Here is a 14,726-nt window from a genome sequence, read left to right as displayed (position 1 = left end):
GGTTGATCGGGTGTCGAACACATATCGGTTGGGGGTTATCGGGTGTGGTCATTGGGGGCCGAATCATATTCGTAATTTCTCGCTGTTGCCCGACGCGCAGGTCGTGGCCGTAGCAGACATCAGCCAGGAGCGACTAGCCGCCGTTCAGCGGCAATATCCTTTCCTCACGGTGTATGAGGACTATCATGAACTGCTGGCGCGCGATGACATCCATGCTGTTGTCGTCTCCACGCCGACACGGACACATTATCGCATCACCAAGGATGCGTTGTTGGCAGGTCGTCACGTTCTCTGCGAAAAGCCACTTTCCTGTCGCAGCCAGGAAGGTCGCGAGTTGATTCGTCTTGCTGATGAGAAGCGGTTGTTGCTCATGGTTGGCCATGTTTTTCTCTTCAACAACGGCATCCTCAAGCTGAAGCAGTTGCTCAGCAGCGGCGAGGTCGGTCGGCTCTATTACGTGACAGCCAAACGGACGAACCTGGGACCGATTCGACAGGATGTCAACTCGGTCTATGATCTGGCCTCGCATGATATTTCGATCCTCAATTTTTTGCTCGACGCGATGCCCATACGTGTGTCGGCGCTTGGGCAGGCGTTTCTTCAGAACGGTATTGAGGATGTCGCATTCATCTCAATGCAATATCCTAACGACATCATCGCCAACATTCATGTAAGCTGGTTGGACCCGAAAAAGGTTCGGGAGATCACGATTGTTGGCGATAAGAAGATGGTGACGTGGGATGATCTGTCGCTGAGTGGTCCTGTGCGCATCTATGACAATCAGATCGTCAGTCATCCCTACTATCATGATTTTGGCGAATTCCAATTGCTCACACGGGAAGGGAACGTGACCATTCCTCACGTTCACATGGAAGAGCCATTGAAAGTGCAGTCGCAGTATTTTCTTTCCTGCCTCCGAACGGGTCGCGTGGAGGTTGGCACAGCGGAGCACAGTGTTGATGTTGTGCGGGTGATCGAAGCGATTGTAGAGTCGTTAGCCGCGCATGGTCGGGCTGTTGACATCGCGCCATCTCATGCTGCGTGCGCGCCGTAAGCTGCGTATGCGGATGAGAACCTCAGTCGGGGCGTTGCCGCTTGAGATGGATGAGATTTGCCGGGCGGTAGAACGGGTTTGCGCGCACGTGATTGAATTGCGGGAAAAGAACGGTGGGATCATCCACGCCTCGGCTGTGCCTGGGTGGTGAAGTGGTTATAAGCACACGGACACAGGGTTGTGCTTCACGGCTTCCAAATGGCAAGGCGGAGAAGTGGGTGACTGGGAGGCAAATGTTTGGCAATAAGTTCAAAGTCGCTTTGATTTCGTGTAGCGACACCGTGCCCGTGCGCGATGGCCGTTGTAGCAATGAATAAATCGCGCCAGTGCTTGTTGCGTTCACTTTGAGAAAGTCGGGGGTAAATATAAGCAGTTATCTGGGCAGCGGTTTGATCCCAAGGCAAGACAGTACAGGAGTTGATGAGTTGGATCGTCTTATCGCGGTCCTGTTCTATACGTTGGTCGAGCTTTCCAGATTTGAACGCCTTGTTCTCGAATCCATAGAGCGCCTCGAAAACGGTCATGGAGGTTAGCGCCGGAGGTTTTTTCAATCTCGATATATAATCATCAATCGCTCGTTGGACGTATGGCTTCTGAAATCTCCAGTCGTTCAAGATGTCGTTATCGAGAACAAGCGAAGTGTCGGGGAGTACCGGGCCGATTGCCATCAGTCGTTATTCTCCGTCCAGGTCGCTCATCGAGAATGCTTCTTCACCTAGTTCCGGCCTGGCTGTCAGGGCGGCTTTCTCTTCTTCCGTCAGATCAGCCAAGGTTGCCGCTGCAAGAGCGTGATAGCGTTCGGCTAGCCGCGCGTCGAGCTGCGGTTCGAGGTCAATCAGCGCCTGAATCTTTGAATCCCACGGTGCCTCGGGCAAACGTGGCGCTTCAGGTAGTTTAACTCTAGCCTGACCGCTTAGGGAGCGAACCACAACCTTAACGAGATGACCATCATTTTGTGCTAACTCACGCCGCACTTCATCAATGTGCTCGATGATCATATCATCAATCTCTACCGTTTCGTTGCCAAGTGTAATTGAGTGGCCAAGTAAAGTTGTTGTGCTCGGCGCCGGGCCAATCTGTTGGCTGGTCGGCTGGTCGTCTGAGGGGAGTTGATCAAGCCTCTGTTGACTTGCCGGGACGTCAACCGTTATTGCATTAACTGGCCACACAAACGAGCGATCAGTGATGGCGTGGTAAAGATAGGCGATTGTTTCAGTCTCCTCTGCCGAGAAACTTGGTGGTAGCACGAACTCTACTCCTGTCGCCTGCTCGATCACCATGAGCCGATAAGCCACCTGCCGACGTTGCAGCAAATGACTGATTTCTCGAAGGGGGAGATCAAATTTCAGCTTTTGCTCAAATTGGACATCAGGGATTTGTAAATGAACCTCCTGCGCAAGAGCCAACATGGGAATGAGTGTTGAGGCAACGAACTCGGCTCGCGCGCTCTGCTTTGTTAATTCCACATTCAGGGACACCCGTTCTAGTCGAAACTTAGCCCTAGCTTCGATCAGTCCGCCGGTCAAGATCAGGGTGGCAATGACGTTGGCATCAACAGCGGCTTGAAGGGCTACTTTGCCTGACTCGATTTCTGATGTGATAGATGTGAGGGGAATGGAGAGAGAAAAGTCGAAATCGGGAATGATGATTCGCAAAGAAACTTCTTCAGTAGGCTGAGATAGCGGAAAAGGTATCTCAGCCCTGACTGGAACTGAATAATAATCTCTGACGATAACGGCACTCATACGCTGCGGCCAATTGGCCCTCTTATCCGTTCATAGCTTTTCAGCTTCTCTCCTCCTAGGTAACTCCTATTTGGCCCGACATAGGCACTGGTAATAATTCCAAGTGACACAGAGTAAGTCTACTGTGTTGCTGGGCTATGGCACAATAGCATTGTGTTGGAAACGCGGGGCTTCAAATCTGTTGCGTAAGACTGCTCTGCCCAAGCTTTCGCTGTGGCGGCTGTCCTTGTCGAGTAAGAGCAGGATTTGCACCACCTGATTGGCCAGTTCAGAGACAATCTCATGAAGCGCAGAAGCCTATCCTTGCCCATGTCTACGGCGGCGGGGTTTGTAATCTCAATCCGAACGATGTAAAAGCGATTCCCGTGTTGGATCTGGACAAGCTATCCCCACACGACCTGCATCAACTTGTTGAGGCGTACAACCAGTTCCTTGCATGTCATGGCCAGGATCAAACCATACTTGATCGCGTGATCTTCGATCTGCTTAGCTTGGACTCAGAAATGCGAGATCACTGCTACACGGCTCTTGACGAATTGCAGCAACTTTCCCTGGCATTCAAGACATCTCCTGCGGAGGAACTATCACTCGGGTGAAGCTAGAGGCTGAGAAGACACTTGAGCAGATATGCGAGTTGCTCAGACCAATTGACCTAAGAAGGGCCACGTTTCACGAGAGGATATAGAAGGGTGGACATGAACTTACCGAGCGGCCATCCCCACAGTCTTCACTCCACAATTGCTATAAGCATCAGGTGTGATGGATGCGTCGCCCACCGGTGCTTGGCCGCCGGCCTGCTGAAACAGCTTCTGACCAATTGCTAATTTCCGCTGATAACTTTCTGTAGAGTGTGACTGAGCTCCTGTACGTTGTAGGGCTTGGCAACGCACCCAGAAAATCCATACTCCGTGAAGTTGCTCATGACAGGATCATTCGAGTATCCGCTGGAGACAATGGCTTTGACGCTGGGGTCTATTTCACGCAATCGTTTAATCGCTTCTTTTCCGCCCATGCCGCCGGGGATAGTCAGGTCCATAATAACTGCCTGAAATGGACGATTCTCAGCCATCGCTTGCTGATAGGCCGTGATCGCCTCTTCGCCATCTTGGGCGAACGCAGCTTCGTAGCCCAACCGTCGGAGAATGTGGCCGGTGACATCGCGAATGATTTGCTCATCGTCCATGACCAAAATACGTCCACTCCCCTGCGCCTGTGTCGGCGCCACCGAGGGCGGCTTGGCCGATGTTACGGATTTAGTCGTGGCCGGCAGATAAACAGTGAACGTTGAACCGACACCCACCTCAGACTCGACACCGATAAACCCGTCATGCTTCTTGACAATTGAATAGGCGGCAGCCAGCCCAAGGCCGCTGCCCTTTTTCTTGGTGGTGAAGTACGGGTCGAAAATCTTAGTGATATTTTCTGGTGGAATACCGACTCCGTGATCTTTGACGACGACTTTGACATAACGACCACCAGGCAGTGGCAACGTAGTATTGGGCTCCAGATGGACATTCTCGGCGCTCACCGTGATTGTTCCGCCATCTGGCATAGCCTGCATGGCATTGATGATCAGGTTTTGAATGACCTGACTGATTTGTCCTTCATCGGCTTCCACGTGCCAGAGTGAATCAGCGATGACAAACTGACAGCGCACATTTGAGCCACGCAGCGCAAATTCAGCCGTGTCTTTGATCAGGCCAACCATCGAAGTCGTTTTCTTGATCGGCGCTCCACCTTTGGAGAAGGTGAGCAACTGATGCGTCAGGTTCTTCGATTGCAAACAAGCGCGTTCAGCAGCAGTTAAACGGTCCACCAATTTCTCGTCTCCTTCGGCCTCAATTTTGGCCAGAGAAATGTTGCCCATGATCGCCATGAGTAGATTGTTAAAGTCATGAGCAATGCCGCCGGCCAACAGTCCAATTGATTCGAGCTTCTGAGCCTTGAGCCGCTCGTATTCCATCTGTTGTTTTTCAGTGATGTCGCGGAAGACCAAGACCGTGCCAACAATTTTGCCATCTCGCTCGACAATCGGATTGCTTTCGTAGGTGATGATGTAGCGTGTTTGATCCCTGGCCACCATGGTGATCGGCTCTGTTTGTGTCACTCGGGTTCCCGTTTGTAACACCTGGGTGGCTGGATTGCCGTACAATTCGTGGGTCTTCTCATCGAGAAGGCGCAAGATGGCGCTCAAGGGCTGTCCTACAGCTTCTTGCTGAGTCCAGCCGGTCAACATCTCCGCCACTTTGTTAATTAACACAACACATCCTTGCGTGTCGGTGGTGATGACGCCGTCGCCAATCGAACGCAAGGTGATAGAAAGACGTTGTTTTTCAGCTTCGAGCGCTTCTTCGGTTCGCTTGCGCTCGATCGCTTCAGCTAGTATATGGGCTATGTTCTGTAAGAAGTTGGTGTCATCTTTGGTGAATGTTCGCCGGTTCGTTGTATGCGCGAAGAGCACGCCAAATGGTTGATGATGGCCGGGGATGACCACGCTCATGCCACTGACGACACCAAGCTCATGAAGTCGAGTCTGCTGAGTAAAGCGCGGGTCTGTGGCGAGGTTTTCGACAATGACGGGCCGATTCGTCCGTAGCGCATAGCCGGCCTGCGAGCGGTCCACAGGGATCATCGTTTGGGTAATCATCTGAGCGAGTGGGCCTGCGCTGGCGCGAATCCGCAGCGTCTCTTTGTTCTCCATGAGTTCGAGCACGCCGCTATATTCGACATCCAGTGTTTTGGCGATGAGCGTTGTCGCCTCGTTCATTAACGTCGAGAGGTCAACGCCGGCTAACGCTTGTTGTCCCAGTTCGGCAATCGCTCGTGATTGGCGCTCCGATTCTTGCAGCCGATTGGCCTGCCGTTGTGTTTCCTCGAGCAAGTTAGCAACGTCGTGATAAAGGCTCGCGTTTTCAATCGCCACACCGATGACATCGCCCATAGAAAGCAGAAATTGGCTGCTTTCTGGGTCAACGTGTCGAGGACCATGGCTGACCAGCACCATCACCCCCAACGTGCTTCCTTTGGATCGTAGCGGGATCGTCACAAAGAACCAGAAGCCTCTCTCGCGCAGGTGAGTTGCCAGCAGGTCATGACTCTGGCGAGGAATTTCACCAATGAGCGTTTCGCCGGTGATGACAGATGGGCCAATGAATTGCTCCTTGGGATTCAACGATTGGATAAACGAACCTGCTTCGTCTGAAAAACCAAATCGCGCTTTGAGCGTGAGCGCATCCGATGTTTTATCGGTGAGCAAAATCAGGCCTGCTTCAAAGCCCATCAGACGTGGAACCAGCTCAACAGCTCGATTCAACGTCTGCTGAAAATCCAGTGATTGACTCACCGACGAGGCAATCGCATACAACACCGATACTTGTTTACTGCGTTCCACGATTCGGCCGGTTCGCTGAAGAATGCGTTCGTGTGTGACTGCAGGGACGGTTTTAATGGCATCAGGAACCGCAGGATTGGCTCCACCAGCACTAGGCGAGGAGCTGACGGTTGTCTGTTGCGTTGAGCCATTCATAGTAATCCTATCAAATCCCTGATTCCCGCTGATTGGATCGCGCCTCGTTGAGGATGGCTCTTTCCGGTGCAAGCACTATTCTCGCATAGTGCGCCGTTGGCTACAATCAGTGAAATTACGTAAGCTGCTCGGCGGTTTTACCTAGAGCTCGTGTGAAGATGGACTACAACAAAAGTAAGAGTATCCGCTGTGTCGTTCGGCATGGCCGCAAGCAAGAACGGATGAGAGATTGATCAAAGCTGCCATCAGCGATGTGATACCAATTGTGGAAAGACCCATGTTCTTTGTAGGGGTGTGGCTGTGTGGATGCCCGCTGAAGTTTGGCGTTTTTAACGATCGAGCTCCGAGCAGCGGCAGCCGCCTACTAGAGGGTAGCCAGACGTTGCACGTCGGCTACCCTTTCATGCGCCGCTTGCGCGGCTCAGCAGGAACGAGCGTAGCATGAGTAATCCCAAATACCCACACAAGACCGTAGACTGCCGCTTGGAACGTTCTGCTGCTGCTCTCCATATCGCTTCATCACATAGGGCCTTTCGCCGGACTATTGGTGTGAAGGGGGACATGATTGCATTGGTAACTACTCAGCATTGATTCTCAACGAAGTTGGCCGGCACGACCGCGCAACCTATCGGCACGAAACATCCGACTGCTCGTTTATCACGACCGGACAACCTATCCTCATGAAGCCTCCGAGCACGTACCCGGCGCGACCGGACAACCTATCATTATGAAGCCTCCGAGCGCTCATCCATCCCGCTGACGAGCGCTCGGAGGCCGCGCCCCCTACCGTTGTTATAAGCAGATCGTGATTGGGTATTTCGCAGGTTCTATCGGCGAGTTTGACGCTCACCTTAATGTTGTACAGTTGACGAACAGTATCCAGCCATTATTGAAGAGCGCGCAGGCAGTTAATTCGCCCTGCTCGCAGCTCCGTGTCAACAACGGGATCGGCCGTGCGACTCATCACGTCTATTGAGCGCCCTTCTGCCAGAATCAGAGCGGCCTGGCCACTGACCAACGCTGTGGCCAACGAGGTTCCACTCCACCGGGCCCAGCGATTGCCGGGATACGCGCCATGAATGTTGACGCCCGGTGCCGCTACGTCAACGCCGGCTCCGTAATTTGAAAATGGGGCTCGTCGGTCTGTTGAGTCGGTTGCTGCTACACCGATGACGCCGGCGTAGATCGCCGGATAGCGCGCTGCTCGCTCGGCTGCGTTGCCGGCTGAAGCGATCAGTACAACACCGCGTTGGCGAGCATACTCAATGGCCTCGCTGAGCGTAGAGGAATCCACCGGGATGCTGAAGCCGGCGTTGATCACATCAACCCAGTAATAGTCCACAGCGTCGTAGATCGCGCTGGCAATGTCGGCTGCCGTTCCTAAGCCGTCCGCGTTGAACGCTCGGTAGGCGACGAGCGTCGCATCGGGAGCGATCAGATGGATGACGCTGGCGATAGCCGTTCCATGGCCATAGCTGCTGCCGTGACCACTTTCCGAAGGATCATCATCGTCACTCACAAAGTCCCATCCCGGTTGGATCACTTGCCTGATGGCCGGATGTGATTCATCAGCTCCTGTGTCAATCACGGCGACCCAGGTACCCGCTCCTGTTGAGTAATGGTGCGCCTGCTCACCCTTGACTTGGGTGATGGCATACTGCCTCAGATGCTCCGACGGCAGTCGGTCACTCACACGTGGCACGTGACGTTGATCAACCGAAGGGTCGGGCAATTGATCTGTGTTTTGATCCAGCTTGGCCAGATAATTCGGTTCGGCCCAGATGACATCGCGGTCTCGTTTGACATGAGCAACAAGGTCTTCGACCGATGTGACATCAGCGGCGGCGATCTCGAACAGATGCAGATTCGCCTTGATGTGTCGCTTGAGCGTCAGGCCATATCGTTGGGCGAACGGTTTGGCCTGCGCTTCTGCTGACAACTTGACGAGGAGTTGGTTGTTGACATAGAGCATCACTCGCTCGCGTTGCGCATGCGCGGTTGTATTCAAGTTGTCAGCTTCAGGCAATGGGGCTGAAGTCAAGGTCAAAGTGACAAGCATTACCACCGTCAGCATCGTGAGGGCTTGCATCTTGATGATGGCTTGTTTGACCATCGGGAAGGCCTGTGCTTTTCTGGTTGTTGTTTTCATGCCAAACCTCCTTGATTGACTTCTGTCGGGTGTTCATTGAACTGACGCAAGGCAATCAATGCGTCCGCTCCCCATGCCGCTGTCTGGCAGCGGGACGGCGGTGGTGAAAATGTAGTTTGTCGAACGACCCCGCGAGATGAGTAAGGCTGCTTGCCCACTAACCATCGGCGCGGCAAACGACGTTCCGCTCCACCACGCCCACTGATTGCCAGGATACGCGCCGTAAATGCCGACGCCCGGCGCCGAGGCTCGAACATGCACTCCATAACTGGAAAAGCTCGCTCGCCGATCGTACTCGTCGGTCGCTGCCACACCGATGACACCCAGATAAAAGGCCGGATAGCGCACTGCCGATGTGCCAGTGTTGCCCGCCGTCGAAACCAGCACTACGCCATGATTGGCAGCGTAGGCAACAGCCTCTCGAATATTCGATGAGTTGGTGGTCATGCTGAAGCTCATGTTGATCACTTGAGCGCCGTAATCAACGGCGTTGTAGATCGCGTTGGCAATGTCCGCTGTTTTCCCTTTTCCGTCAGCCTTGAATGCACGTTGTGGCATGATGACCGCTCCCGGCGCAATCAATTTGATGATGCTGGCCACGTGCGTGCCATGACCATAAGCTGGACCTGTGCCTGCCTCTGACGGGTCTGCGTCGTTATTGACGAAATCCCATCCTGGATAGATAGCGCCAATGGCCGGATGGGAAGCGTCCACGCCCGTGTCAATCACGGCCACAATAACGCCTGCGCCGCTGGCATATTGACGAGCGTGCTGGGCGCGGATGAGCGAAAGCGCGTTTTGCCCAAAATAGCTTGGCGGCGATTGACCATCCACAAATGGTGTATTGCGCTGATCAACGCTCGCTCCACTGCGCTGGTCAGAATCCGTATCGCCCTCATCCTGGTCAATGCTGGCCAGAAAATGAGGCTCGGCCCAGATAGTATTCCGGTCTCGAGTTACCTGATCAACCACATCTTGCACGGATCGTGAGTCGTTGGCGGGCATCTCGAATAAGTAGATGTTGGCTTTGATTCGTTGTTTCGCGATGAGCCGATGCTGTTGAGCGAACAGTTTGGCGTTGGCCTGAGGCGTTAGTTTCACTACAACCTCGTTATTGGTGTGCGGCGCTCTCAGGCCACGTTGCGCATGGATGGTAGGCGGCCAGGAACTGCCGCCACCGATGAACGCCAATGTGACTACAATCGCAATCAAAAGTGTTGACAGTGTTTTTATGATTGATTGGTGTTTCATGGCTATGACCCCTCTAAATCTTCCTGTCCGACCTGCGGGCATTGGTGTAGTATCGGCAAGCAGCCGACGAGGCGCAACGAGACAAAAATGTGGGAGGTTCCCGTTACGCCTCGTCGGTGTGCGCGCGGATGTGTTGTGAGATAGCTATGCCGAATGCTGTTCAATGCCATGGCGCTATTTTCTCCTTGGCCTGCTTATTTTGCGACGGCACGCAAGCCGTTGCTCCGACCAAGATGAACGGAGCCCAATAATACGGGTGCTCAAACGCTTCTTTGACTGTTAACTGAGCCTGACGGAGAGCAGCGCGCTTGGAGATACCCTGCCGCAGGCCGGTGTAGAGCTGACACATTAATTCAGTGGTTGAGCGATCATGCACAACCCACAGGCTGACGATCAACGATGGCGCGCCGGCATATAAGAATCCGCGTATCAAACCAAACAGTTCGTCGCCGGGGAAAACCTCATTCATCCCGGTTTCGCAAGCGCTGAGCGTGACCAAGTCGGCATTCAAGTTCAAATTGAAAATATCATACAGATTGAGCCATCGGTTGCTCAGTTTGAGCGTCGAGAACATCGGATTATCCCGACGGAACGTCCCGTGAGACGCCAAATGCAGCCAACGGGCCGTTGGCGCGTGCTGTTGCAGGCGTTCAAATGTCGCGTCACGATCCATGAACAGCCGCGCTTTCGGCCAGAGCGATTTGACTGCTTGTACTTCATCACGAATCAGCGGCGCGGCTTCGTCAGAAATGCCAAGGATTAACATGTCATCGCCAGCCGACTGGGTTCGCGCTTTCTCCGTGCACAACGTGAATACATTGGCGCTGGGACAATAGGAGATTTCGTAACGATCAATGAGGAACTGTTGACCATCATGTAGAGCGTGAAAAGGGATATAGTGCAAGAAGCCGTGCGGCGCAATGATCAGCTTCTTGCCGTCAATCAGCGGCTCAATCGGCGCGATAAGGTGGGCATAGAGTTTTTCCAGGCATTGACGTTGCATGGTCGCCGCTTGCGCCAATTGTGCTGGCGACAGGCGATCCGCCATCGTGCATTGTTCATTGTAGAACCTGACCCACTGCAGAAGAGGCGCCGTTGTTGTTAGATTCGTCACGTCATTGACCAAGCGAGCATCATTGCGGTCAAGCACAAAAGCCATGAGCCGGTCGTTCAGCATGAAGTATTCGATCAATACCTCATCGTCGGCCAAGTGGTGACGCACCCGGTCCATATCTATGTGCGTCGTGGTATGTAACGAAGCGTACTCAGCGTCTTGCAGACGCAACTGGCGGGCGAGTCTGGCGAGTTGTTGCTCACGTTCTTGCACTTCCTTTTGCAGCTCTGTTCCCATCCATGCTGGGCGCTGACCATGATTTTGATATTGATTGATGCGACTGTAATAAAAATCGAGCTCTTCGCGGATGCGATTCCACTCGCGGTAGAGGGCTTCAACCGATGCGTCATGTACCTTGCCGCGGATGTCTCGCTCGACGGCGAGCAGTTCGACCAGCGAGCGTGATTTGGCTGCTTGGATGTTCGTGAATGCTTCCTCTAGCTTATTGTGCTGATCTGTTGCCAAGCAGAGTTCGATCAGGTCTTCGTAGACGCGGAGCTTATCCTTGAGGAATGAACATTTGTATTCGTCCACGCGAATGCTGCTGCGCATGGCTTCCAGATAATCAATCGCCTGCCGGTAATAGTCGTATGCTTTTTGATGTTGACCGCGCCGGTGCAGCACGTTACCCAGCAGATGAAAGCATTGATATTTGACCCATGGCGCTTCCATCTGGCCGAGCGCGTTCAGCGCCGCGCCGCAGAGCGCTTCCGCTGCTTGAAGGTCTGCTTGCAGGAATTTCAGCCGCGCCATTTGCAGGTCTGCATAGGCGACCTTCGTGGTGAGGTTATGTGCAACGAATAACGCTTTGGCCTCCGCGCATAATTGCTGCGCCTGTGTCCAATCGTGTTTGTGCGCGACAACATCGCTCAGGTAGATATTGGTCAGCGCGACATAAATGTCGTTGTGCTCGACGACAAACGCATCCCGCGCCTGCCGCAGCGCCGTTTGGGCAGCGTCGAAGTTATTCAGATGCAGGTAGGCCATGCCCACGTACATGCGAGCTTTGGCAAATTCGTAATTCATTCCGAGCTGGTGAAATTGCTCAGCCGCACGTTGCGCAAATTCGATAGCGTCTTCATAGGCGTTCAGTTGCAGATAGACTTCCGCCTGATCCAGGTCGCACAGAATCGGCAACGTGACATCACCAAGCTCCAAGGCTTTGGCCTTGCTCTTGGCAAACAGTGTTAGGCTTTGTTTGAAATTCCCGCGCAGAAAATGGAGCCAGGCAATGCTGTACTCAACCTGATTCACCATCAATGGCATCCGGAGCTTCTCGTATTGCCGATGAGCCCGCTCATAGAGGTCGAGCGCTTTATTAAAGTCGTTTAACTGAGTGTACTGATTGGCTTGGTTCATCCAAACTTGCGCCAAGTCAAACGCATTGTCCAGTCGGGCGAATGTTTTCTCGGCACGCTCATAATGTTCCAATGCCTGGTGATACTGATCGAGGCGATGATAGATGTTCCCAACATTCATCTCGAGTTGAGCCAGCAGGTTGTTTTCGCTGTGCCGCGCAAATATAGACCGCGCCTGCGCCGCCAATTGCAATGCTTCATCGTAGCGGCTCAGATAGATCAAAGCATCAACTTTGGCGCGACCGACGCGCGCTGCTGCCACTTCATCACCGAGCTGGGCGTAGATCGCCTCAGCCTGTTCGTAAGATGCAACGGCCTCGGCGTAGCGCCCGGAAAAGTGTTTGGACATACCCATCGAGTGATGAGCGAGGGCGTGACAAATTGGATCATCCGTCATCATGGCTGCCTGACAGGTCAGTTGAGCCAGTTGAGTCGCGCGGTTGATGTCGGCGCGGATAGCATGCGCCACTTTGTCCTTGAATCGTCGGATCAGATCAGCAGTAATCTGCTCACGATGCCGCTCAAGCACATCGGCGACCGGGTGGCTGCCGGCCAATGCGATCAACTGCTCTGTCAATGACTCGCTACCGAACCCGTGCTCCATGGGAATCTTCCTGGTCAATCCGAACAGCCTCAGTGAGGCTTCACCGTTGCATGTAGGCCGATGATCTCTAGTACTTCTTCTGCTAATCTCATTCGCAGATTGTAGATGCCTTCGGCGATGCCGTTGAGGATGAAGGCACCGAACTCATTTGATTTGGCTGTGCACACAACATCCGACTCAGCCAGTAATGCGACATCCACATCGCGGATCGGTTGACTCTCAACGTCATGAGGCATTGGCTGACCCATGATGTCCACCAATTGCGGGCCTGCTGCCGTCAGTAACAGGGTCACGTTGTAATTGCCCGCCTGATAGAGCAACTGGCGCGACATTGTGCCAATGCTGCGGAACCCAGCCACTTGGCCGTGCGTGGCGCTGTCGAGGCGGAGTAGAGCGGGCAGGCGCTTTATGTCCGCCGGTGTTGACGGCATCTGCTTCCAGCGGAACAAACCCATTGCTTGCTCCGCTAACCATGTTGGCATAGGTAACAAAAGGCAGCGGTCGCGCTGGCTGAGAACCTCCTTGATGCGCTGCAACCGTTGCCGGCATGCCACGCACCCGTGAGCAATGTGTGAATCAATTTGTCGTTGAATGTCTGCTACCAACAAGGGATCGCTTGTGTGGAATAATGAGTCGAGTTGTTTACAGTTCATGGAGCTGCTCCTTAATGATATTTTCTTTTTTAGCCATTAGCATGGCAGGGTCTTCGTTTCCGAGCGATGATGCTTGAGTAACGCTGATGTCATCCAACCAATTGAGTAATTCGAACAATGCCCGTCGCGCTGGTTCCTGCATCGAAGCCAATGCTTGCTGCATCGAGCGTTGCTCTTCCAACTGCTCAATTTCTTGGTAGAGAGCCGACGTCTCATCCATTGCTAGTATCTCGTCCGCCTGGTCCGGTTCGGCATATTGTCGGCAGTACCATAGGGTGATTGTTGTGAACCACGTGCTCAAATTTGGCTCATGAACCAGTTCTTGCAAGTTGTCCAGTGCAGAAAGGAACACGGCCTGAAACACGTAAGCCATCTCATCCGCCATGAGGTTGAAGCGTGTGATGATGGAGTAAACGAAGCTGCCATATCGGTTGAGCAATGATTGCCAGGCTTGTTCATCGCGTTGCAGACAGCGTTCGATCAGCTCGGCATCCGTGTGGTGTTGATAGCTGTCTCCAGGAAAAAAGACCGGCACAGCGAATTCGGCAACGGTACCGCTCAGGTGAGTGGGCATAGTGATCGGCTCCTTAGAGTGTCTACTGAGAACGCGCGCATTGAAGGGCGTTAATCCGGTGCAGCTTGATTCTCTCATAAGAGCCTGTCGGTGAGAATCAGTAAGATTACGTAAACCAGTCGCGGATTTTACCCATGAAGCAAACTCAGTTCGGAAGTAAGCATCCACCGTGTCAGTAGTGACATTACACTGATGCGGCCAACTCTGTTTTGCCTGCGCTCTTGGATGGATGATGTGAAATGCTTGATTTGATCGGCGAGTGCCTTGTCCGAAACGAGCGATACGCACGGCTGAGTTCATGGTCCGCGCCATGTCGAGAACCACCTTCTTAGTTTTCGGACCTGCCGTGCGGTTTCCCGCAATGTTTTCTTGAGCAAGCGATGTGCCGGTCGGTCATCAAGCGCGTTGCTGCAGCCACGGAGGCCGGCTAACCACTGAGCAGATAAACTGTTAGATTGGTGATCAACCTCATCATCTGTTCATCGGTCGTGCAGCCTCACGTTGTTTCAATTTGAGAAGAATTTTCCTGATGTTGGCACAGGTGTTTCAAATCTGATACGCACATGGCGCATTGAGCACAAGGGTCGTTCAAAGTACCACGCAGCGCGCGGGCACAAATGCCACATGCCGATACGAGCGGTCTTGAGCAAGTGATCAGATGTGACATTCGTGGCGTGGTGCAGTCGTTGGAGTCAACT

Annotated in this window: 9 protein-coding genes; 1 reads left to right on the top strand and 8 read right to left on the bottom strand. The window is 53.3% G+C overall.

What is annotated here, in order from left to right:
* Positions 1 to 10 precede the first annotated feature (10 nt).
* Positions 11 to 1,054: a Gfo/Idh/MocA family oxidoreductase gene (locus NZ823_04770; protein MCS6804442.1), complete on the top strand. Its 1,044-nt coding sequence runs from the start codon at positions 11 to 13 to the stop codon at positions 1,052 to 1,054.
* Positions 1,055 to 1,239: 185 nt separating this feature from the next.
* Here the strand turns inward: NZ823_04770 and NZ823_04765 are convergent, their stop codons facing one another.
* From NZ823_04765 to NZ823_04730, 8 genes are all read right to left on the bottom strand, one after another.
* Positions 1,240 to 1,722, bottom strand: coding sequence for a type II toxin-antitoxin system VapC family toxin (locus tag NZ823_04765; protein MCS6804441.1), 483 nt, complete (start codon positions 1,720 to 1,722; stop codon positions 1,240 to 1,242).
* 6 nt (positions 1,723 to 1,728) lie between these two features.
* Positions 1,729 to 2,799 carry a hypothetical protein gene (locus NZ823_04760; GenBank protein MCS6804440.1) on the bottom strand — a complete coding sequence of 357 codons (1,071 nt, stop codon included), beginning with the start codon at positions 2,797 to 2,799 and terminating at the stop codon, positions 1,729 to 1,731.
* Between the two features lie 820 nt (positions 2,800 to 3,619).
* Complete coding sequence (locus NZ823_04755) at positions 3,620 to 6,325, bottom strand: GAF domain-containing protein (GenBank protein MCS6804439.1); 2,706 nt, start codon at positions 6,323 to 6,325, stop codon at positions 3,620 to 3,622.
* 886 nt (positions 6,326 to 7,211) lie between these two features.
* On the bottom strand, positions 7,212 to 8,474 hold the full coding sequence (locus NZ823_04750; GenBank protein MCS6804438.1) for a S8 family serine peptidase: 1,263 nt from the start codon (positions 8,472 to 8,474) through the stop codon (positions 7,212 to 7,214).
* Between the two features lie 33 nt (positions 8,475 to 8,507).
* Positions 8,508 to 9,725 carry a S8 family serine peptidase gene (locus tag NZ823_04745; protein MCS6804437.1) on the bottom strand — a complete coding sequence of 406 codons (1,218 nt, stop codon included), beginning with the start codon at positions 9,723 to 9,725 and terminating at the stop codon, positions 8,508 to 8,510.
* Positions 9,726 to 9,885: 160 nt separating this feature from the next.
* Positions 9,886 to 12,801 carry a CHAT domain-containing protein gene (locus tag NZ823_04740; GenBank protein ID MCS6804436.1) on the bottom strand — a complete coding sequence of 972 codons (2,916 nt, stop codon included), beginning with the start codon at positions 12,799 to 12,801 and terminating at the stop codon, positions 9,886 to 9,888.
* Between the two features lie 29 nt (positions 12,802 to 12,830).
* Complete coding sequence (locus NZ823_04735) at positions 12,831 to 13,454, bottom strand: hypothetical protein (protein MCS6804435.1); 624 nt, start codon at positions 13,452 to 13,454, stop codon at positions 12,831 to 12,833.
* Entirely contained in the window at positions 13,444 to 14,028 is a 585-nt protein-coding gene (locus tag NZ823_04730; GenBank protein ID MCS6804434.1) for a hypothetical protein, read from the bottom strand. The genes NZ823_04735 and NZ823_04730 overlap by 11 nt, the downstream gene beginning before the upstream one ends.
* Positions 14,029 to 14,726: the final 698 nt, after the last annotated feature.

Source organism: Blastocatellia bacterium (assembly GCA_025054955.1).
Lineage (GTDB): Bacteria > Acidobacteriota > Blastocatellia > HR10 > J050 > JANWZE01.
Note: the sequence above shows the minus strand (reverse complement) of the source record. Positions and strands in the feature narration are given on the sequence as shown.

Excerpts from the sequence above, each read along its gene's own strand:
- NZ823_04765 (MCS6804441.1), bottom strand. The coding sequence starts at position 1,722 with ATGGCAATCGGCCCGGTACTCCCCGACACTTCGCTTGTTCTCGATAAC.
- NZ823_04760 (MCS6804440.1), bottom strand. The coding sequence starts at position 2,799 with ATGAGTGCCGTTATCGTCAGAGATTATTATTCAGTTCCAGTCAGGGCT.
- NZ823_04755 (MCS6804439.1), bottom strand. The coding sequence starts at position 6,325 with ATGAATGGCTCAACGCAACAGACAACCGTCAGCTCCTCGCCTAGTGCT.
- NZ823_04750 (MCS6804438.1), bottom strand. The coding sequence starts at position 8,474 with ATGAAAACAACAACCAGAAAAGCACAGGCCTTCCCGATGGTCAAACAA.
- NZ823_04745 (MCS6804437.1), bottom strand. The coding sequence starts at position 9,725 with ATGAAACACCAATCAATCATAAAAACACTGTCAACACTTTTGATTGCG.
- NZ823_04740 (MCS6804436.1), bottom strand. The coding sequence starts at position 12,801 with ATGGAGCACGGGTTCGGTAGCGAGTCATTGACAGAGCAGTTGATCGCA.
- NZ823_04735 (MCS6804435.1), bottom strand. The coding sequence starts at position 13,454 with ATGAACTGTAAACAACTCGACTCATTATTCCACACAAGCGATCCCTTG.
- NZ823_04730 (MCS6804434.1), bottom strand. The coding sequence starts at position 14,028 with ATGCCCACTCACCTGAGCGGTACCGTTGCCGAATTCGCTGTGCCGGTC.